This is a genomic window from Bacillus sp. 103mf (assembly GCF_900116295.1).
GTDB classification, from domain to species: domain Bacteria; phylum Bacillota; class Bacilli; order Bacillales; family Bacillaceae_G; genus Bacillus_A; species Bacillus_A bruguierae.
The window spans coordinates 153,672-174,451 of record NZ_FPAF01000006.1 but is presented as its reverse complement, the minus strand read 5'-3'; the positions used below and the strand labels follow the sequence as shown (position 1 = coordinate 174,451).

18 protein-coding genes are annotated in these 20,780 nt (G+C 36.1%); 6 read left to right on the top strand and 12 right to left on the bottom strand.

From position 1 onward, the window contains the following. Positions 1-251 precede the first annotated feature (251 nt). Together sdaAA and sdaAB are read right to left on the bottom strand one after the other, a co-directional pair. On the bottom strand, positions 252-1,142 hold the full coding sequence (sdaAA, locus tag BM350_RS16185; protein ID WP_090919978.1) for an L-serine ammonia-lyase, iron-sulfur-dependent, subunit alpha: 891 nt from the start codon (positions 1,140-1,142) through the stop codon (positions 252-254). 22 nt (positions 1,143-1,164) lie between these two features. Further along, a complete protein-coding gene (gene sdaAB, locus BM350_RS16180; protein WP_090919981.1) occupies positions 1,165-1,863 on the bottom strand; it encodes an L-serine ammonia-lyase, iron-sulfur-dependent subunit beta in 699 nt (232 codons plus the stop codon). A 1,386-nt stretch (positions 1,864-3,249) separates the two neighbouring features. On the opposite strand from sdaAB, the gene BM350_RS16170 reads away from it, so the two are divergent. Both BM350_RS16170 and BM350_RS16165 read left to right on the top strand, forming a co-directional pair. Next, positions 3,250-4,116, top strand: coding sequence for an ABC transporter permease subunit (locus tag BM350_RS16170; RefSeq protein ID WP_090919986.1), 867 nt, complete (start codon positions 3,250-3,252; stop codon positions 4,114-4,116). Then, entirely contained in the window at positions 4,117-5,094 is a 978-nt protein-coding gene (locus tag BM350_RS16165; protein ID WP_090919988.1) for an ABC transporter permease, read from the top strand. 167 nt (positions 5,095-5,261) lie between these two features. Here the strand turns inward: BM350_RS16165 and BM350_RS16160 are convergent, their stop codons facing one another. The 6 genes from BM350_RS16160 to BM350_RS16135 form a co-directional block, all read right to left on the bottom strand. Beyond that, positions 5,262-5,744, bottom strand: a complete 483-nt coding sequence (locus tag BM350_RS16160; protein ID WP_090919991.1) for a CcdC family protein — start codon at positions 5,742-5,744, stop codon at positions 5,262-5,264. A gap of 13 nt (positions 5,745-5,757) precedes the next feature. Further along, the gene (locus tag BM350_RS16155) at positions 5,758-6,156 is read right to left on the bottom strand and encodes a DUF2871 domain-containing protein (protein ID WP_090919994.1); all 399 of its coding nucleotides are present in this window, start codon (positions 6,154-6,156) and stop codon (positions 5,758-5,760) included. Positions 6,157-6,213: 57 nt separating this feature from the next. Next, positions 6,214-6,585, bottom strand: coding sequence for an HsmA family protein (locus tag BM350_RS16150; protein ID WP_090919997.1), 372 nt, complete (start codon positions 6,583-6,585; stop codon positions 6,214-6,216). 224 nt (positions 6,586-6,809) lie between these two features. Next, the gene (locus BM350_RS16145; protein ID WP_090920004.1) at positions 6,810-7,523 is read right to left on the bottom strand and encodes an ABC transporter ATP-binding protein; all 714 of its coding nucleotides are present in this window, start codon (positions 7,521-7,523) and stop codon (positions 6,810-6,812) included. Beyond that, the gene (locus tag BM350_RS16140) at positions 7,523-8,587 is read right to left on the bottom strand and encodes an ABC transporter permease (protein WP_090920007.1); all 1,065 of its coding nucleotides are present in this window, start codon (positions 8,585-8,587) and stop codon (positions 7,523-7,525) included. Before BM350_RS16140 ends, BM350_RS16145 begins: the two co-directional genes overlap by 1 nt. Positions 8,588-9,053: 466 nt before the next feature. Next, positions 9,054-11,255: an MMPL family transporter gene (locus tag BM350_RS16135; RefSeq protein ID WP_090920010.1), complete on the bottom strand. Its 2,202-nt coding sequence runs from the start codon at positions 11,253-11,255 to the stop codon at positions 9,054-9,056. 386 nt (positions 11,256-11,641) lie between these two features. On the opposite strand from BM350_RS16135, the gene ugpC reads away from it, so the two are divergent. From ugpC to BM350_RS16115, 4 genes are read left to right on the top strand one after another with little or no spacing between them, the layout of a single operon-like run. After that, complete coding sequence (gene ugpC, locus BM350_RS16130; protein ID WP_090920014.1) at positions 11,642-12,733, top strand: ABC transporter ATP-binding protein; 1,092 nt, start codon at positions 11,642-11,644, stop codon at positions 12,731-12,733. Continuing rightward, positions 12,730-13,662, top strand: a complete 933-nt coding sequence (locus tag BM350_RS16125) for a carbohydrate ABC transporter permease (protein WP_090920017.1) — start codon at positions 12,730-12,732, stop codon at positions 13,660-13,662. Before ugpC ends, BM350_RS16125 begins: the two co-directional genes overlap by 4 nt. Beyond that, a complete protein-coding gene (locus BM350_RS16120) occupies positions 13,659-14,477 on the top strand; it encodes a carbohydrate ABC transporter permease (RefSeq protein WP_090920019.1) in 819 nt (272 codons plus the stop codon). Before BM350_RS16125 ends, BM350_RS16120 begins: the two co-directional genes overlap by 4 nt. A 32-nt stretch (positions 14,478-14,509) precedes the next feature. After that, a complete protein-coding gene (locus tag BM350_RS16115; protein WP_090920022.1) occupies positions 14,510-15,901 on the top strand; it encodes an ABC transporter substrate-binding protein in 1,392 nt (463 codons plus the stop codon). A gap of 534 nt (positions 15,902-16,435) precedes the next feature. Here the strand turns inward: BM350_RS16115 and BM350_RS16110 are convergent. The 4 genes from BM350_RS16110 to BM350_RS16095 all read right to left on the bottom strand — a co-directional run bounded on the left by BM350_RS16110 (position 16,436) and on the right by BM350_RS16095 (position 20,754). Next, on the bottom strand, positions 16,436-17,602 hold the full coding sequence (locus tag BM350_RS16110) for an LCP family protein (protein WP_090918541.1): 1,167 nt from the start codon (positions 17,600-17,602) through the stop codon (positions 16,436-16,438). A gap of 193 nt (positions 17,603-17,795) precedes the next feature. Then, positions 17,796-18,980: an ABC transporter permease gene (locus tag BM350_RS16105; protein ID WP_090918539.1), complete on the bottom strand. Its 1,185-nt coding sequence runs from the start codon at positions 18,978-18,980 to the stop codon at positions 17,796-17,798. A gap of 2 nt (positions 18,981-18,982) precedes the next feature. After that, the gene (locus BM350_RS16100; RefSeq protein WP_090918537.1) at positions 18,983-19,657 is read right to left on the bottom strand and encodes an ABC transporter ATP-binding protein; all 675 of its coding nucleotides are present in this window, start codon (positions 19,655-19,657) and stop codon (positions 18,983-18,985) included. Then, positions 19,654-20,754, bottom strand: a complete 1,101-nt coding sequence (locus BM350_RS16095; protein ID WP_090918535.1) for an efflux RND transporter periplasmic adaptor subunit — start codon at positions 20,752-20,754, stop codon at positions 19,654-19,656. Before BM350_RS16095 ends, BM350_RS16100 begins: the two co-directional genes overlap by 4 nt. Positions 20,755-20,780 lie beyond the last annotated feature (26 nt).

The window sequence follows — 20,780 nt, the reverse complement described above, 5'->3', positions numbered from 1 at the left end:
TTCCTCCTTGTATCTTATTCTTACGTCTCTTTTTAAGGCTTAGGAATATAGACTATTCTTGAAAATGAATTGCTTCCAAGGTGTGCCACATATTCGCTAGTCATCAACCTGATAGATTTGTTAGCGTTCACAAAACATTTTAATTGCATAGTAGTATATTTTAGTGATAATGGCTCTCAATACACAGGCATCCTTAGGAGAACAATAGAGAATAGGATTGTTAAGTATTTCACAATATTTCCAATAACTGTTTAATGTTTTGATTGTTTCTCTCCAAAAATTTTACTTTTAATGGCAATCCCTGTAGGTGTGGCCGCAACTCCGCCTAAACCTGTCTCTCTTAATTCGCGAGGCATCTGTCTTCCAACTCTATACATCGCTTCAATAACTTCGTCAGCATTGATGATATTGTTTACGCCGGCTAATGCGATGTCCGCTGCTGCTAAAGCATTTGCCGTTCCAATGGCGTTTCTCTTTACACAAGGAATTTCTACCAAACCAGCAACCGGGTCACAAACTAAACCGAGTAAATTTTGTAATGCGGTTGAGAAAGCTTCAGAAGATTGCTGCGCTGTTCCTCCGGCAGCTTCTACCGCCGCTGCAGCCGCCATTGCTGAGGCACTGCCTACTTCAGCTTGACATCCTCCGTACGCTCCGGAAATACAAGCGTTATTTGCGACTATCGTTCCAAATAACGCTGAAGTGAATAGAAAATGGATCATGTCTTCATGACTTAACTGCAACGTATCTTTAATACTAAATAGGACTCCCGGGATCGTCCCACTCGCACCTGCTGTTGGAGTTGCACAAATAGCCCCTAATGAAGCATTTACTTCATTAACACCGATAGCACTTTGAATCCCTAACACCATCAAATCTCCAGAAAGAGTTTTTCCTTTTTCTCGATATTTTTTTATTTTAACAGCATCGCCTCCGGTTAAACCGGTCGGAGAAAATACCCCGTCGCCCTCGATACCTTTATTTGCGGAACTTTCCATAGTCGCTAAATTTTTTTTCATTTTGCTCCAAACTTCTTTATAAGAAGTTTTAGTTTGTTCGATTTCCTGTTCGATTGCTAATTCATAAATTGGCTTTTGCCTTTTATTAGCTGCATCTACAATCTCTTTTATAGTCATATACATATTTTTTCACCCCTTAATGTAACTAAAGAATAATGATATTAGCTATACTGCTTAAACTTCTAAGTTCCTTATGAGCATCACCAGGCAATAGCGAATCCAAAGCGAATGCGTATAAATATTTTCCGTTTTCTTCTAAACTATGAAAGTTGTTAATTTCTACATCATATTGTTTAAAGATCCTGCGTAAGACAAATTCAAAGTCAGCTCTTTCGGAAATCGCAATAATAACTGGCAATGGCCCCTGCAGATCTAAGCTAAATCCGTCAATTTCAACATGTTTGACTTCAATTAATCCGCCGCCGACCGAAATACCCATCGTTCTAATACTTCGTTTTTCATCCTCTAAATATACATCTGCCGTATTTGGATGACCAGCAGGACTATCACCTGCTTTTTCAATAAAGGTAATGTCCATTCCTTTAGATTCTGCTATTTTAATAGCATCTGGCACTTTGCTGTCATCGGTAGCAAATCCTAATATCCCAGCAATAATTGCAAAATCAGTTCCGTGTCCTTTATGGGTTTCAGCAAATGATTCATAATACTTTACCACGACTTTTTTTGGAAGACCTTGAAATAATTTATTGGCAACTGCTCCAATAGCTAAAGCACCCGCAGTATGTGAACTTGAAGGACCTATCATTACCGGTCCAATCACATCAAAACAACTTTTGTATTTAACAACCTTTTTTTCTTTAATAGATGCTACATTCATGTTCATATAAGCACCCCCATAATTTATTATTTTTAATTACAGTTGAATCTAAGTTATTAGAATAACCAATTTAACATACGTTCCAGCTGATAGCGCTTTCATTTTTATGTGAAATAAATTTTTCTTCTGATCGCACACCTTTTGTAAAGTAATCGTATCAGTATGTCCAATTTTAGAAGATTACTTGCAAGGTCTTTAGAATTTTTGCGCCAGAACCAGGTTTGATATTTTCTCCGGAGGTAATAGATTATCTCTCGACGTCCTCATTATAACTTGTATATTTATGAATTTAATATTTTTTTGTTTTTAGAAAGATTGAATAAACAGAATCTTGAATAGATAATAAATTACACTTGGCATGTAGCAATTGTGTCCATTGTTTGAAGCTGTATTAGTTAGTCGAAAAGCAAAAATAATACAGAGTTCCTTTGATTAACACATTGATTATATTGGAAAATTATTATGAAGATACTTATATTTTGCTTTGTTGAAACATCTTATTTTAGACGTGAAAGCTGTTATAATAAATGATTAATGTAGATGGAAAGGAATGAATTAAGGAAATATAAGATCCTTTTTGAATTTTTATTATTTATCTTGAGTTTATATACATTTTTCAGAAAAAAGGAACTTCTTTTTTATAAATCTTGGACATACTGATAGTATTACTTTACAAAAGGTGTGTGATTAGTATGGAAAAAGAACAGTTATTTAGGGGTACAGCCGAGATACGTGTTTTTTCAGTAACAAAAAGGGGTTTAATTAATAATGTTACGAATTATTTTTGATACGGTATTTTGTTACAAAACAAATTACTTTGCCCTTAATCGTAGCTACGCTGGTATTGGACCTTATAGTCACTTAAAACAAATAAAGGTATATTGTAACTACTCAGCCATACATTTCATTTAGAAGTTTGGTAAGGAGTATAATTCCAGCGAAAATACGCTTACCTATAATTGCCGCCATGAAGATAAAGTGAAACTTTAATCAGTGGGGGGGCTTCATCCCCCACTGATTATCAGCCCTCCCAATCGGGCTTTTACGGGCAGTTTATCTCCCACCGAACATTCTAGCCACTGGAGCTGGAAAATGCTTTCGCCAAATTTTGAGGTGGGAGTATTACTGCCCACGAATAGCGGGATAAAAATGAACCTACACCTCGCTGCCTTTCTTTGTTTTAAAACTTTGCGCGTGGCAGGAATATACATAGCCAGTCCCTCTCGACCACTTAAAAAAATGCTTTTCTATCGTTTTTTCATAGAGTGACTGAGTAGTTACGGTATATTTAATTTTGTGTATCTTAATTTTATTGAATATTCAGTTAAATATTGATAGAATTTATATAGTAATTTTTGGAAGGTTAAGAGATATATAGGAGGATAGGGAAGTATGAAAACAATCACAATCCAAAAAATAACCACAGCGATCATGCAACTCATTTTAGCTGTAGCTGGTATTCTTTGTTTAAGTTCACTACCGAGTTTGTTTAAAGGAATGGAAATTGATATAAATAATTATTTCAAAGCTCTTGGGGACTTATGTAAAAAGCTATTAGATTTTTCACATTTGACGTATGGGAAAGGGTTACGGCCGATATTTCCGCAAATTTTTGAGTTTTATTGGCAGTCTTTGTGGTTATTTATGTTGGCACTTTTCATTTCGGTTGTATGTGCTTTTTGTTTTACCTATCTGATTATTCGCTTTTTCTATGAGAAATTGAAAAGAATGAAGTTTGTGTTAGTTATATTAGAATCAGTACCAGACTTGTTCATCATTATGTGTTTTCAAATTTTGGTGCTTTGGTTATTTCAAAAGACGAATATTATGGTATTCAATATCGCTACTACATGGCAGGAGAAGTCCATTTTGATGCCTGTTGTTTGTTTAAGTATTCCCCCCACGATTATGTTAACTCGTATTTTCCTGCTGCAAGTAGAAGCAGAGTTGCAAAAAGATTATATTGCGTATGCTCATGCGAAAGGTTTGAATTTCTACCACATATTTCGTCATCATGTGCTCCGCAATGTGTTGTTTACGATGTTTCATTACTCCAAGACGATTGTATGGTTTATGTTTTCTAATCTATTGATGATTGAATCTTTGTTTAATGTTCCTGGTATTGTGTATTTTGTTTTGAAATATCCGTTTCCAGAAGTGTTTGTTGTGACACTTTTATTGTTATACATTCCGTTTTTCATTATTTACAAAGCGTACGATTTATTTGTACCTGCTGTTATGAGAGGGGAGGGAGTGTAGATGATGAAACATCTTGTACGGGAGAAGCAATTTCTGTTTAGTTTTTTGTTTTTAGTCATACTGTTACTTGCTAGTATTGCGAATACGATCTTCAATGATGGGCAAATTAGGCAAGTGACGGCCCTTTATGAGAACGGGAACCTGATTGAAGCGCCGCCATTTCCCCCATCTACTCATTTTTTGCTAGGTACTGATATGCATGGATATGATTTACTTCATGTCATTATACAAGGTGCAAAGTTTACCATTGGTTTATCGGCTTGTATTGCCATGCTTCAGGTCGGATTTGCAATTGTGTTTGGCGTCGGAATCGGTACGTTTCTGAAAAGCTGGAGCAGTAAGATTGAAGCGTTTTTTGATAGTTTTACGATTATGCCGCTGACGATTATAGCGTACTTCTTGCTAGTAAATGTGATGTCGATGCCGATAGATGGATTTCAGCAGCCGTTTTATCAACGTGCTCTTTTTGAAATGTTTATTCTTACCATTCTTGCACTTCCTACAACGTCTTTTTATGTAGCGAACGAAGTAAAAAAACTATTCACAACAGAGTTTGTGGAAGCTGCTTCTGTATTAGGCGGATCAAAGTTTCATATTTTACGTAAACATATATTCCCGCAGCTTCGCTCTACGTTAGTCATCTTATTAGTTCAGCAATTCAATAAAGTTCTTCTCGTTTTGGCGCATTTAGGAGTATTGAAGATGTTCTTTGGCGGAACAGTTATTGATCACAGTCCTGCAAAAGAACCACCGCGAACGTTATCATTTGAATGGTCTGGGTTAATTGGAGATACGTTTCATATGCTTTCTGTTCACCCTTGGATTGCTCTCGTTCCAATTGTCTTTTTCTCTTTAACAGTCGTTGCTGCTAATTTGATGTTAGTAGGATTACAAAATGCACTTGAAAAATCAAGTGCTTCAAAAGTGCAGAAAGTAGCATATGATCTAGTGGAAGAAAAACAGACTTCTAATTTTTGAGACTGATATAAGTCGTTGCTACTCGCTTTCTCCCTTTGTTTTAAACTTTGCACGTGGCAGAAAAAGGCCCTGATCGCTTCTATGCAAGGCCAGCTGCTCTCGCCCATCTAAAAAAGAAAGGTTTTTAATAAAAAAAGCCCGATACAATATCGGGCTTTTTTATATGATTAAACACTCTTGCTTACAAAGTTCATTTCTTTTTGTAATTTCATAAACGAACGGTACATGCCAATTCTCCAAGAGACGATCATCGCAAAGGCAAGTAAGAAGAACATACCGCTTAATTGTCCTAAATCAATTGATTGACTTAAATATTCTTTCATACCGATGCGGACAGCAAGTAAACCGACTAAAATAAAGATAAACGCTTTAGAAGGTATTAAAAAGATGTCTTTTCCGCGTATTTCAAATTTTGATGTTTTAATAAGAAAAATAGAGAAAAATAAACCAACGATAACTGCTTCTATAATTTCAGTTGATGTTAAGCGAAATTCTGGCAAGATGTACATGCATGCTCCCGTACTCATAAAAAATGGCGGGAGTATAATTTTTTTCAGTGTTACAGGTTTCTTTGCTGATTTTAAGCGAAGGAACATCATTCCAACAGCCATACAAAGAGCAACAATACTCGATAGAACAGCTAAGTTCATGTTTGACCTCCTTTTATCCTTTAAACGATTTTTTTAATAGAATCATAAACCAAACGAGAGCGATACCAATGATCGTATGAGACATTCCAGCAATATGACTTAATCCTTTAAAATCAGCTCCATTGAGTTGAAGAAGTCCGCGGGTCGCCATTGAACCAACTGTTAAAACTAATCCTAAATTATAGACGATGAACCACATGTTAAAACTTTTTGCCTCATGGACTGCAAATAATTTCGATAGAGCTAAGGCAAGTAAGAAGAATATAAATCCAAGAACTAGCACATGTGTGTGCAACTTGTATAGCGAAGTCGTACCTTGAATTCCTTGCGCTTTTGAATATTCTCTCGCGAATACACCTGATAATAGGCCAATAATTAAATAAGTGAATGCTGCATTATATAACTTTTTCATCATATACCTCCTAGGTAGCATTAGCAATGTTTATTTTTGGATAGTAGGCTGCGATTATTAGTGGTTTGTCATTCCGTATATAAGACCAGAAATATATGGGATCAGCCAAATGAACCAGACGATAACACTTAGCTTGTGGAATGTTGTCATCATTTTTGTATCTTTTTTGATTAACACAATTGTTGCCCAAACAGCATGGAATAACATGAGTAAAATGGCTGCTAGACCTGTGATTCCGTGGAAACTGAACAGGGAACCTGCTTCTGCCATTTTTTCCATTAATGTCGTTCCGAGTGTATCACAGACGAGGCCGAGCCAAAAAATGACGACATGCCAAGGTTTTAATGTCTTTTGGAATTTTTCACTCCATACACCAATTGTATAAAAAATGAGTGCAGCTGTAATACATGTAATAGCAGATGCCAACACGTTCATCATTCCTTTCTAACTGTCATGTTCCTTATATAAATCATGTTACATGGGAATTATGAATAGAATATGAACGCAATATTACATATGAAATTGGCGTAATTATTATATTTAAATTGTATTATGTTGTAAACGAAAAATGAAGAGGTACTTGTGAATAAAGAAAAAACTTTCTTATTCCCTATGTAAATAGGGATAAGAAAGTTTTTTTAGACTACTGTTGTTTACACTTCGTTTTCTCGTAATAATTTTCCGTCGCGAAGTGTTAAAATTCGATCGCATACATCAAGCATTTTTTCATCGTGTGTAATCATAATCGCTGCTTTTTTATTTTTCTTTACTTCTTGTTTCATTAATTCAACGACTTCTCTTGCACGTTTTGAATCAAGGCTAGCAGTCGGTTCGTCTGCTAAAATTAAGTCTGGATCATTCATAAACGCACGAGCGATAGCTACACGTTGTTTTTCTCCGCCTGAAAGTTGATTTGGATAATGATTCATTCGATGTCCTAATCCAAATGTTTTCAGTAATTGTTCCGCAAACTTACTAGCTTCTTTTTTATCTTCTCCCTTTAACTTAGCGATATACAGAAGTTGTTCTTTTACCGTTAAGAAAGGTACGAGATTTGCGAATTGAAATATAAATCCGATTTTTCGTAAGCGAATATCTGTCATTTCCCTTTCTGATAAGCTTGTTATGTTTTGATCAGAAATATAAATGTTTCCTTTTGAAGGAGAGAGAAGTGCACCTGCAATGGAAAGCAATGTACTTTTTCCTGAACCAGATGGGCCAACAATACCGATAAATTCGCCCTCTTTTATATCTAACGTAATAGGGTGCAGGGCAGTTACTTCCGTTTCTCCTTCGCCATATACTTTGCTTACTTGATCGAGCTTCAATAATGACGCTGGGTTATCCCATTTTACTTCCGTTACCATTACATGCCACCTCCGATTGCTTCTAATGCATCTACTTTTAATACTTGATATAGAGAAATGAGTGTACCGAATATACTAATTAAGATAAAGATACCTGTGTATTGCAGGATTGTTGTTGTTGTTAATAAGAACGGCATACTAGCTGGTAAAATAGCCTCCACCGCAAAGATTAAACCAATGCCGATAATAAGAGCAACGCCAGATAAGAATATAGATTGTACAACTAAAGTATTTGCTAAATATGAGTTTTTCGTTCCGATTGCTTTTAATACACCTAATTGATGTGTTTTTTGTAATGTAATGACATAGAAGAAAACACCAATTAACAATGCTGAAATGACAAGTAAGAACGCAATAATCATCGTTAATGTTCCTTGTTCTTCTTTATAACCTGGAATACTTTGTAGTACTTCTTTTTTATCAACAACTTTTGCATTATCGATTTTCTTATCAGTATTTAGAGCGATTACACTGTAATCTTTTTGATTTGGCAAGGCAATAGCGTCCCATACATTTTCATTCATGTGAATAACAGGTGTATGACTAAACATTTGATTTTGCGAGAATCCGACAACTTTGAAAGCTTTTTTAGAAATAGGATCTACTAGTACATCGTTAAGCTTAATTCCTTTTTCTTTAATTGATTCATCAGCGACAACTTCATTATCTGCTAACGTACCATTTTTTCCTTCGATTACTTTTGGTGCAATGAATGAATCTTGTTTACTTGAGAAAATCGCAACATCAACTTTATTTGAAGTTCCTTCTTTTTCAAATGTTGACACTTTAATGTGCATTGGAACTGCATCTTTTGCATCAACTTGTGCTAATACTTTATCTACATCTTCTTTCTTAATTTGAGAGCGTAGCAATTTACCATCTGCATCATCTGATAATATAAATTTGTTTGCTTTCATCTCGATAATAGAAGAGGCATTATCATGAGATAAACCATTTGCTAGACCTGATATGATAAGTACAAGAAATGATAATAACATCATGATTGTACCGATTAATCCGTAACGTAATTTCGATTGTTTTAATTCTTTAAGTGCTAAAAACATTAGGCTCGTTCCTCCTTGTTTCGTTCTATGTTCTTATCATAAAGAGGAAATATGAACGGAATATGAACAGAAGATTACAAAAGACGAGTCTATAGTTTATAGATAAATACAAATGAAAAAAGGCTTAAAACCTTCCTTCTTTTTTAGGGAGACGAGAGCATCTGGCCATGCATAGAAGCGGTCAGGGACTGCTCCTGCCACATACGAGGTTTCAAACAAATGGAGCAAGCAAGTAGCGATCATGTTTTATTCTGCATAGCAGCGGCTTATGTGTCGGAAAATTAAAATAGATATATATGGTAATCCTTCCCCTTAACATTTTGAAAAAATAAAGAAGAGCAATGGGGAGGAAGAAAAAACTGATGGGGTTTTACTTTTGTAGAATAAGAAATGTTTATGAACACGTTATTATAATTGGAAAGAAAACGAAAAGTGTGCTGGATCGCACACTTTTCATTTTGAACAATTATTTTAAATCCGTTGGAAGTGAAGAAATATGCTTGGAACGGCTTGGTTTGAAAAAAATCAAAATTGAAGGGAGCAGCATACCACGAACAAGAAATGTATCGATTAAAATCCCCATTGTCATTGTTAAACCGAACAGAAAGAGTTCTTGAAGTGGTTGTGTAATGAGTACGCCGAATGTAGCTGCGAGTATAATACCAGCTGATGAAATGACGCCCCCCGTTAAAGCAATCCCGCGTGCTACAGCTTCTTTCCATTCATATTTTTGCGCTTCTTCTTTGATTCGGGATACGAGCATAATATTATAGTCGACCCCTAATGCAATGAGAAACACAAAGGTGTAGACAGGTAGGCGATAACTAATTGAGTGGTAACCTAAAATATAATGAAAGATCATCCAACCTAGCCCTAGCGTTGCTGAATAAGAAAGTAGCATTGTGATCATCATTGTTAACGCGATAATGATCGAGCGTGATTGGTATGTCAGCATAATGAGAATGAACAGGGAAATGAGTGAGAACGTCACGATTGTATCTTTTTGGTTTAAAGATAGCACATCTAATTGCTGCGGGGTTTGCCCGCTATAATGTAAGGAATATTGCTGGGAATCAAAGCCGCTCTTTGTTAATAAACTGTTACTGTTTTCTCGGAGTGTATTGATTGTATTTAAAGCTTCCTGGTCGTAAGGGTTAGCTTGTAAAGTTAATTGCAGTTTGATCGCATGTTTTTCTTCCGATAAGAAATTTTTTGGCAAGTTCGCATTCGCTAATGCGGAAGTGATTTCCGGTGTGACGGTGTTTACCCCATCTAGTTTTTTCATTGCGTTTGATAATGAAGCTAATTTATCAAGAAAGGATTGGTCTAATGCAATTTCCTTGTCTGATTTTAAAATGACAGTTACAGGTGCTAGTTGTCCTGGTGGAAAGTTTTTCTCTAAAATTTCAAAACCTTGCCGCGATGAAATGTCATTCGGAAATGACTTCATTAAATTAAATGAATATTTCATAGATCCAACGTTCAGCGAGGCAAGAATGAGCATAATGAACAGTATAACTGCTGTGATGGAAGGTTTTTTCTTTACAAAAGTGCCTACATTTGTCCAGAAGCCGCCCAGCTTCTCTTCTTTTTCAGCTAGTTTTGGAATGAACGGCCAAAATGCTTTTCGGCCTACTAGTGCAAATAGAGCTGGAATGAGTGTAATGCCTCCAAGAAGAATGAACACCATGGCAACTGAAAATACTGGGGCAAAGTGATGATACGGTTTAAAAACAGCAAAGAACAATGTAAGCATCGCGACCAGCACTGTTCCGCCGCTGAATAGAATAGGTTCCATTACTTGCGTTAATGCGGTTTGCATCGCATCGTACTTCGAATTCACCTTTTTTAACTCTTCTTTATAACGAGCTAAGATGAATAAACAATAATCCGTCAAAACTGCAAAGAGTAGAATCATCATAATGGAAAGAGCTTGTTTCTCGACAACGAACCATCCATTTTGGCCTGCTAATCCTAAAATGCGATCGACTACTTGATATACGATACCGGCAATGATTAAGGGAATGACAGCCAGCAATGGGGAGCGATAAATGATGATTAATATAATGAGAATTAATCCTATTGTTGCAAACATTAATACGAAGTCAGCATTTTTGAACAGCGTAATTGTATCCGCTGCAATTCCAGCTGGACCTGTAATCTCAAGCTTTAAGTCTCCGATATCCATTTGTTTTACATGTTTTCGGATTTGCTGTAATGTGTCATAAATTTGATCTGATTCTAAATCTTTTGTTAGGGCAACATTTAACAGAATAGTTGTGTTATCTTTGGAGAACATTTTATCTTGTGTGGCTTTGGGGAGTTGGTGAAATGGTAAGGCACTTGCGACATTTTTCGGTTTATCATCTGAGGAAAGCCATTTGCTAATTTCTGAAATTTTTGCGCGCTCGGCCTCAGTGATTGCGTCTTTTCCATGAAAAACAAGTAAGGCGACTGCTCCATCTTTGGATGGAAATTGATCGTCTAATATCTTTTGGGCTACAGCAGACGGCGTATCCTCATGTATGCTTCCTTCACCACTGCTTGTTGCGTACTTTTTGGCTGATGGTGCGATGAAACTTAAAACGCCAATAGCAAGAATCCAAGCGATTAACACGATTTTAGCACCTTTTGGACTACTGATGAAGCGAGCAAGTTTATGAATCACATCTATAACCTCCTCTTATTATCTTCAAGAAGATTTTAAAATAAGAATATGAACGGAATATGAACGGAATGTTACGAAAATTTAGATTTTTACTTTAACTTCACATATGGTTAAAAATCCCTTAATAATTAAAGGTTATAGTAAAAATATCAAAAGGAACAAACTTCGATAAAAAAATAATACTTGTGAGAATGTATGGGCAGAGATACTTTGAGAACACCCGCTTGCATAGAATAGTGCCATTCACAATCAATAAGAGATCATAAAAGGTGTCTATGTATTGTGCGTGAATGATGGCCTATATATGCAAGTAGGTGTTATTTATTTTTGTGAGAATAGACTGATTTTTCGTTCTTTAATATTTGAGAATAAGAGAGGGTTATAACATGATTACTTTGCGAAACGTATGTAAAACATATGAAAACTCAAATCAAAAAGCAGTACAAGATGTTTCTGTTCAGATTCAAAAAGGAGAGTTTTTTGTTCTAGTAGGCCCTTCAGGATGTGGGAAAAGTACATTACTTCGAATGATTGCTGGGTTAGAAAATATTTCATCAGGCCATCTTTTAATCGATGAAATTGTTTCAAATGACTTGCAGTCGAAAGAGCGTCACTTATCAATGGTGTTTCAAAACTATGCTTTATATCCGCATCTTACAGTAGAAGAAAATATTTTATTTGGTTTAAAGGTACGAAAAATAGAGAAAACGGAACAGAGAAAACGTTTAATTGAAGCGGCTGAACTAATTGGATTAACTTCATATTTAAAGGCGAAACCGAGAGAATTATCAGGAGGACAGCGTCAGCGTGTAGCACTCGCGCGGGCAATTGTCAGTCAAGCGCCGATCTGTCTTATGGATGAACCGTTATCTAACCTTGATGCAAAACTGAGGGCACAAATGCGCATGGAAATTCGAGATATTCAACAGCGTCTTGGCATTACAATGATTTATGTAACACATGATCAAATTGAAGCGATGACGATGGGAGATCGTATGATGGTATTAAATAATGGCGAAATCCAACAAGTAGGAACACCGCTTGATATATATAACGAGCCAAAAAATGAGTTTGTTGCTACTTTTATTGGTTCTCCCTCTATGAATGTTGCTAATTGTCAAATTGATATGACGCAAAATACTGCTCATGTAGGATCTTTACGTATTCCGCTTATAGATTCGTTAGTAAGTCAATTGCAGCATACAGATGTACGTATCGGTATAAGGCCCGAATATATTAGTATTGGCGAGCAGGGGCAGCCTGTTATTGTACAATCTGTTGAAGTATTAGGAAATGAATCAATTGTTAACTTTCTAGTAGACAATCACATGTGGCGTGCTAAGGTGACCGGACAATTGAAGTGTAAACGAGATGAAATTGTACATGTACAGTTTCAAGTAGATAAGCTGCACTTCTTTGAACAATCTACATTAAAATCATTATTGTTATATAGTGAGCAAGGGGTGGCTATAACATGATAGATGCGACGAAATCTTTAACAAAGCAGCAAAGTGTAAGAAAACTGAATGTATGGAACCGAACATCAGATTTACGTATAGCTTTTCTATTTTTGGCTCCATCACTTATTTTATTTTCGGTATTTTTGTTTTACCCGTTGATTAAAACGCTATTTTATAGTTTTCATTTAACGAACGCCCAGGGTGAAGCAAGTGTCTTTGTAGGTCTAGAAAACTATCAATATTTATTAACGGATCCTTCTTTTTATCAAAGTATAAAATCGACGTGTTTATTTACTTTATATACTGTTCCGGCTAGCATATGCATTTCTTTATTTCTAGCATTGCTAGCGAATGAAAAGTTACGAGGGATTGGCGTTTTCCGTGTACTTTTTTCTTCCACAATGGGAATTTCTGTGGCCGCGAGTGCGGTGATTTGGTTATTTTTATTTCATCCAAGTGTTGGTGTATTTAATAATATACTAGGCATTCTTCATCTACCTACAATTGAATGGTTAACAAGCCAAAAATGGGCATTAATCTCGGTATCTATTCCAACTATTTGGATGAATATTGGTTTTTCATTTTTAGTAATTCTAGGAGGCTTGCAAAATATTGATACGACACTTTATGAAAGTGCATCAATTGATGGTGCATCTTACTTTTATAAGCTTCGTAAAGTGACATTGCCCATGTTATCACCAACTTTATTCTTTATAGCAACTGTTACGCTTATCAATGCAGTTCAAAGCTTTGGACAAATCGATATTTTAACAAAGGGTGGTCCAAACAATGCAACGAATTTAATTGTTTATTCAATTTATAAAGAAGCATTTGTGAATTACCAGTTTGGTACGGCAAGCGCTCAAGCTATAGTGTTGTTTACTTTTATCTTTATTGCAACAATACTTCAGTTTAAATTTGCGGAAAGAAAGGTGCATTACCAATGAGTTACACATGGAGACGGAAAGTATTGTTATACATATTACTTTTTCTTAGTGCAATACTTGTATTCTTTCCAGTGCTATATGCAGTTTCAATCGGATTTATGACACCTGATGATATCCAAATGCGGCATCTTTTTCCAACGAATTTCACTTTTAATAATTTTGTTCATATTTTTGAGAAAGTACCATTGCTTTTATATTTGAGAAATAGTTTTATCGTTTCAACAACTGTTATGATCGGACAACTTATTGTATCTAGTTTAGCAGCATACGCGTTTGTGTTTTTACGATTTAAAGGAAGGAATGCAATTTTTTTCTTATTTATCTCAACGATGCTTATTCCATGGGAAGCAACAATGATTCCAAATTTCTTATTGGTTCAGCAATTTGGATGGACAAATACTTTGATGGGATTAACAGTACCATTTTTTGCAATGGCTTTTGGAATTTTCTTATTAAGACAACATTTCCTTACAATTCCGCATGAGCTTCGGGAAGCGTCATTAATTGAAGGTGTTGGTCATTTTGGATTCCTTTTTAAAGTAGTCGTTCCGTATTGTAAAACGAGCTTTATTACGTTAGGGGTGTACGGATTTTTAACAACTTGGAACATGTATTTGTGGCCACTTCTCGTAACGAATGATGCAACAGCTCGTACAGTACAAATTGGGATTAAACAATTGCAGACACAAGAAGTAGCAAATGATTGGGGAGGTGTTATGGCTGGCATTACAATTGTGATTCTTCCAACATTGATATTGTTATTTTTAGGTCAAAAACAATTACAACAAGGATTGACAAAAGGTGCGATTAAATAATGTTAAAAAAATGAGAAAAGGTGGATAAAAACATGAAGTTAGTAAAAAAAGGCTCTTTATTACTTACAGCAGTGGCAATGGCAATGGCAATGTCAGTAGCAGCATGTTCAAGTTCGCAAACTTCAGTTAAAAATTCTTCACAAGAAAAAGCTGAAACAGCACACGTTGAAAAAAATGGAAATAAAGTTGTTATACGTTTTTGGCACGCAATGAGCGGAGATCTACAAAAGAAATTAGATGCACTTGCAGCAGAATATAATCAGTCACAAGATAAGTATGAAATTAAACCTGAATTTGAAGGCACATACGAGGAATTATTAACAAAATTCCGTAGTACAGCTACATCTAAAGAGGTGCCAGCGGTAGTACAATCCAGTGAAATTACAACTAAATATATGATTGATAGTAAAAAAATTACGCCTGTACAAGAGTGGATTGACAAAGATAAGTATGATACATCGAAATTAGAAAAAGCTATTACAAACTATTATTCAGTAAATGGCAAAATGTATTCTATGCCATTTAACTCATCTACACCTGTATTAATCTATAACAAGGATGCATTTAAGAAAGCAGGTTTAGATCCTGAAACAGCACCTAGCACATATTCGGAACTAGAAGAAGCTGCGAAGAAATTGACAATAAAAGAAGGGAATACAACTAAGCAATACGGCTTCTCTATGTTAAACTATGGTTGGTTCTTTGAAGAATTATTGGCAACGCAAGGCGGCTTGTATGTGGACAATGAGAATGGCCGTAAAGGTTCGGCTGAAAAAGCATTATTTAATAGTAAAGAAGGACAAAAAGTGTTTACAATGCTTAATAACTTAAATAAAAGTGGGGAACTTGGAAAATACGGTAACGATTGGGATGGTATGCGGGCAGCATTTCAATCTGGACAAGTGGCGATGTATTTAGATTCTTCTGCTGGTGTTCGTAATATCATTGATACATCCAAATTTAATGTAGGTGTTGCATATATTCCTCATCCAGATGGCGTAGATTCAAAAGGTGTTGTAATTGGCGGGGCATCATTATGGATGACAAATATGGTTGGAAAAGAGACACAACAAGGCGCATGGGATTTCATGAAGTATTTAACTAAGCCAGATGTACAAGCGAAATGGCATACACAAACAGGGTATTTCGCTATTACACCAGCTGCGTATAATGAACCATTAGTAAAAGAACAATATGAGAAATATCCACAGTTGAAAGTAACAGTTAATCAACTTCAGTCTACAAAAGCATTACCAGCGACACAAGGAGCATTAATTAGTGTATTTCCTGAATCACGTGATGCGGTTGTAAAATCACTAGAAGCAATGTATGGTGGAACAGATAGTAAACAAGCATTAGATGATGCAGCGAAAGCAACAGACCGTGCTATTGAAATTGCAAACAGAACAAATGGTAAAAAATAATAGATGTTGTAAAGAGAAAAATTCATAAAATACACAGAGACTACCTTGAAAGCTGAGGTAGTCTTCTTATTTTCAAACGATTAAATGTTTTACTAGAGAAAACATATGTATAAAATAGCGACATTTTATACAGCTATTTGCGGGCAGTAAGACCCCCGCCTCAAGACTCAGAGAGAATATTGTCCAGTTCCAGTGGCTAGAATGTTCGGTGACTTCGCTTCTTCCTACGAGGTAAAATACACCTCTACGTCAGAAGCTCCATCCCCCTCACATTCTGGACGAGCCACTTCCACTTTTCTTCATTGTCCAGCTCTAGCGGCTAGAATCTCCGGTCGTTTCGCCCCCTCCGCCGAGGCAAAAAGCGCCTCGGCGGAGGGGACGTGGGCGTCTGCGCTTCTGAGCGAGCCGCTTCCGCTTTTCTAAAGAAGATAGGTGAGGGATAACTGTCTGTAAAAGCCCGATTGGTGACGGAAGTTTCACTTTATGCATTTATAAAAAGATAAGCCCTATTTTCATAGGACTTATCTTTTTGCATTAATTGTCATTGGTTTCGTTAGTAGTTGTCTTCTTTGGCGCTTGTTGTTTATGCTCTTGGTTTTGTTTTTTATCTGTATCGGTATTTTTATCTGCATCAGTATCTTTATCTTGCATTACAGGTTTTGTATCAGCAGGGAGCCCAAGATGTTCGCGGAGCTGCTTTGATATGTCAGCTATGTTTTTTTGATCAGGCATGTAGTAATACGTGTGTTTCGGAGCGGAAGTAGGCTTACAAACTTTATCCTCCGCCATATAGCAGTCTTCCCCGGCTAGTTGAAGTTTTCCAATTGAAGAATTTATACCATATTTGTAGAATGATAACATATCGTCAAATGAGAAGTTTGTTTTAAATTCCCCATTAATATCATCAATAATTTTTCCTACTTTTGTGATGGATCCAGCACTTGCTAGTTTTTTAACAATCGCTTCAATGACAAGTTGTTGACGTTGGCCGCGCATCGCATCGCTATCAATTTTACGCGTTCTTGCTAGCGCAAGAGCTTGTTCTCCATTTAGATGTTGATACCCCTTATTGAGATGAATCGCATCAGCTGTATCGTTACTATCTTGTTCTGTAAATGTAACAGGTACATCTAAGTCAATTCCATCTAAATCGTTGACAACTTTTATGAAAGATTTAAAATTAAACCTCACAAAATAATCGACCGGAACGTTGAAGAGTTTTTCTACTGATTCGATCGTAGATTGAGGCCCACTGTCTTTTCCGTTTTTTGCAACCCCGAGTGAATATGAGTTTGTAATTTTATCTTTTTTCTTCTCTACTGGAATGTATGTGTATGTATCACGCGGAATACTTACTAGTTTTACTGTTTTATTATCTTTATTAAACGTTGCAAGTAGCAGTGCGTCTGGATGAAATGCACCAGAATACTCTTTTTCACGCCCTTGATTTTCATCAATTCCCATAATTAACACAGATACGTTATTGGAAACGGGTTTAACCGCTTGTTCGCGTAATTCAGACTTTTCACCACGTTCTAAATTTTGAGAGGCATTTTGAACAGCGGAAGAAGCTTTATTTACTAAAAACCAAGCGTAACCGCCGCCGCACATTAAAAACAAGACAATAATGAACATTGTAATTTTTAGCTTTTTATAGCTTTTTTTATGCTTATTTTCACGTAAATCCGTTTTTTCATCCATTTTATATGCTCCTTCATCAATAATGGGAGCTAATTTAGCCCCTGCATCAATTAATTATAATTCTTTGTTATTAAAAAGAATATTACAAGTTATTTACATTTTTAAAATTTTCTTTCTTTCTTAATAGTAAGTTAGGTTTTGTTTTTCATATATCTGTAGAAAAAAAGGTTGCCATATTTAGCAACCTTTTTTATTATTCATATCGCAAGCATTCAATCGGATCTAGCTTCGCCGCTTTGTTTGCTGGAAGTAAGCCGAATGCAATACCGATTAACATGGATAGTCCGACCGAGATTAAGCCTAATTTCACTGAGACAACGAGTGGCCATTCAGCAAATATTGATACGACCCATGCAAAGAAGATACCGAGTACAAATCCGATCAAGCCGCCTAATGCTGTTAAGATACAAGATTCAATGAGAAATTGCATTAATACTTTTCCGCGCGTTGCACCGAGTGCTTTACGGACTCCGATTTCACGTGTACGCTCTGTGACGGATACAAGCATGATGTTCATAACACCGATACCACCAACTAATAATGAAATGGCTGCAATACCACCGAATACACTTTTTAAGATACCTGTGAAGTTATCAATTTCTTTTAGCACTTCTTGTGGATCCGGTACTTTGAATTTTCCTGTTTGCTCTGGTTTTTTAGCATCGTTTAATGATTTTACAACTGCATCTTGTACAGCTTGCTTATCTTGACCAGGAGCGATTTTTACTGTGATACCATCATACTTATTTTTTCCAAATAAAACAGGCCAATTTTCAGCAGAGATGATACCTTCTTTTAATTCGGTGATACCACCCCCCATTCCTTTCTTAGAATATACGCCGACTACTTTATAAGGGGTACCTTTTATATCTACATATAAATTTGATTCCCAGGAAGAGAATAATTTATTAAAGGCATCTTTACTTAATACAATTGTATGTCCAGGCTTATCTAAATCAGCACTTGTTAAGAATTTGCCGTGTTCAAGTCGAAATTTAGAAGGATCATCAAAATAATCACCTTTAGCACCAGTTACATCAATATCTAAGTCTTTTTTTCCTGCATATACTTTCGCTTTGCTTCCAACATCAGGATAAACATCTTGAACACCAGGAATTTTTAAGACATTGTCATACATGCTCGCTGAAATTTTACCGTCCATATCTGCAATATCTTCTGTGCTATAGTTTACTGTAAACTGATCTTTCTTTTCTTTCCCGATTTGTTCACGGAATTTAGCATTTGTTCCATCACCAATAGAGATAATGGTAATAATCGCACTTACTCCAATAATAATTCCAAGCATTGTTAAAATAGAACGCATTTTATGAGCGAAGATGGAGGAAAGGGCCATACGTATATTTTCATTCATGTTCAAGTTTAACCTCTCCAATCTTGGACGATCTTTCCGTCACGAATTACAATTTGGCGTGATGCCGCTTCCCCAATTTCCCGGTCATGGGTGATCATAATAATGGTAGAGCCTTGTTTATTTAATTCGTAAAAGAGATCCATAATTTGTGTACTTGTTTTCGTATCAAGTGCACCAGTCGGCTCATCAGCTAAAATGAATTTCGGGTTATTCACAATTGCACGGGCGACAGCGACACGTTGTTTTTGTCCGCCTGATAATTCATTTGGTAAGTGAGTTGCTCGGTCAGCTAGCCCTACTTTTGTTAATGCAGCTAACGCACGTTCACGTCGCTCTTTTTTATCTACGCCAGCATAGATAAGGGGTAGTTCGACATTTTGCATTGCATTTAGGCGAGGGAGCAGCATAAAGTTTTGGAATATAAATCCAATTTCTTTATTACGAATGTGCGCTAGTTCTGTTTCGGACATGTTTGAAATATTTTGCCCAGCTAACGTGTATGTGCCTAGTGTAGGTCGATCTAAGCAACCGATGATATTCATTAATGTTGATTTCCCGGAACCAGATGGTCCCATAATGGAAGTAAATTCACCTTGATTTAGTTTCACATCAATTCCATGTAGAACTTGAACAACTTCTTCTCCGTTTTGAAAAGACTTCGTGATGCCTTTTAGTTCAATCATTTAATGACAACCTCCATACCATCTTTTAAATCTTTTTCTGGTTTTGAGATTACTTGCTCACCTGTTTTTAAACCGGAAATTTTTGCTTCGCTGTCTGTTTCAAACTCAATGGCAATGGCTTGTTCTTTTGCTTTTCCATCTTTTACAACGAATACGACATTTTTATCACCTTTTTTCACGATACTGCTTTTTGGAACAACCATACCGTTTGCTTCACCTGATTTTGCTGTTACATAAACATGGAAGCCAGGTTGCAAGTCATCATTATTATCCAATGTAATAATGAAAGGGTAATTAGAAACTGTTTTGTTTTCATCCAGATTTTTCAATGGTGTTGTTCCAATTTCTGTTACTTTTCCTGTCCATGTTTTTCCTGGCACTGTTTTAGATGTAACAGAAACCTCTTGGCCAACTTTCATTTGAGAGAGTTCATATTCAGATAATTGTCCTTTTACTTTTAATGGGCCAGCAGTGCGAATCGTAATACCGCTCATAGCAGCTTTTTCGTCTGTACCTTTGTTAATATCTTCGATTGTGCCATCTACAGGACTTGTTACTGATAGTGCATTTTCTTTTTCTTTATTATTTTCAATCATTTGATTCGCTTTTTCGACTTCAAACTTTTTTGTTTCAAGCTGCGCTTCTTGTCCTTGAACTTCTTGCTCAGCAGCTTTTAACATTTCACTCGTAGCACCAGATTGTTTTGCTGTTTGTAGCTTTTGTTTTGCTGCATCCAGTTGTTTTTGTAGGAGTGCAACTTCTTTCTCGGCTAGTTTCTTTTGCATTTCCGCTTCGTTTTTTTCTAGTTTAATAGATGGATTGTTATATTTAAATAATAACTGCCCTTTTTTTACTTGATCTCCTTTTTTAACGGCAAGCTCATAGTTACCTTTCGTTGGATCAAATGCAATTGTTTCGATACCGTTCGGGATGACTTCACCGCCAAATTTTTGCGCATTTTCAATTTTCTTTTCTGTTACCTTATAACCGCTGTACGCCATAGCCGTGTCAGATCCGCCAGCTAACGCAAAATAAGAACCAGCACCAATTCCGATTGTTGCTAAACCGACAATTAATAATTTTGTTTTCTTTTTCATTGTATTTTCACCTTTTCGTGTCGTTT

Bases quoted from the DNA above. Each gene is read 5' to 3' on its own strand.
- BM350_RS16100 (WP_090918537.1), bottom strand. From the start codon at position 19,657: ATGATTGAACTAAAAGGCATCACGAAGTCTTTTCAAAACGGAGAAGAA.
- ugpC (WP_090920014.1), top strand. From the start codon at position 11,642: ATGATTACTTTGCGAAACGTATGTAAAACATATGAAAACTCAAATCAA.
- BM350_RS16170 (WP_090919986.1), top strand. From the start codon at position 3,250: ATGAAAACAATCACAATCCAAAAAATAACCACAGCGATCATGCAACTC.
- BM350_RS16145 (WP_090920004.1), bottom strand. From the start codon at position 7,523: ATGGTAACGGAAGTAAAATGGGATAACCCAGCGTCATTATTGAAGCTC.
- BM350_RS16155 (WP_090919994.1), bottom strand. From the start codon at position 6,156: ATGAAAAAGTTATATAATGCAGCATTCACTTATTTAATTATTGGCCTA.
- sdaAA (WP_090919978.1), bottom strand. From the start codon at position 1,142: ATGTATATGACTATAAAAGAGATTGTAGATGCAGCTAATAAAAGGCAA.
- BM350_RS16120 (WP_090920019.1), top strand. From the start codon at position 13,659: ATGAGTTACACATGGAGACGGAAAGTATTGTTATACATATTACTTTTT.
- BM350_RS16165 (WP_090919988.1), top strand. From the start codon at position 4,117: ATGATGAAACATCTTGTACGGGAGAAGCAATTTCTGTTTAGTTTTTTG.
- BM350_RS16160 (WP_090919991.1), bottom strand. From the start codon at position 5,744: ATGAACTTAGCTGTTCTATCGAGTATTGTTGCTCTTTGTATGGCTGTT.
- BM350_RS16110 (WP_090918541.1), bottom strand. From the start codon at position 17,602: ATGGATGAAAAAACGGATTTACGTGAAAATAAGCATAAAAAAAGCTAT.
- BM350_RS16115 (WP_090920022.1), top strand. From the start codon at position 14,510: ATGAAGTTAGTAAAAAAAGGCTCTTTATTACTTACAGCAGTGGCAATG.
- sdaAB (WP_090919981.1), bottom strand. From the start codon at position 1,863: ATGAACATGAATGTAGCATCTATTAAAGAAAAAAAGGTTGTTAAATAC.
- BM350_RS16125 (WP_090920017.1), top strand. From the start codon at position 12,730: ATGATAGATGCGACGAAATCTTTAACAAAGCAGCAAAGTGTAAGAAAA.
- BM350_RS16140 (WP_090920007.1), bottom strand. From the start codon at position 8,587: ATGTTTTTAGCACTTAAAGAATTAAAACAATCGAAATTACGTTACGGA.
- BM350_RS16095 (WP_090918535.1), bottom strand. From the start codon at position 20,754: ATGAAAAAGAAAACAAAATTATTAATTGTCGGTTTAGCAACAATCGGA.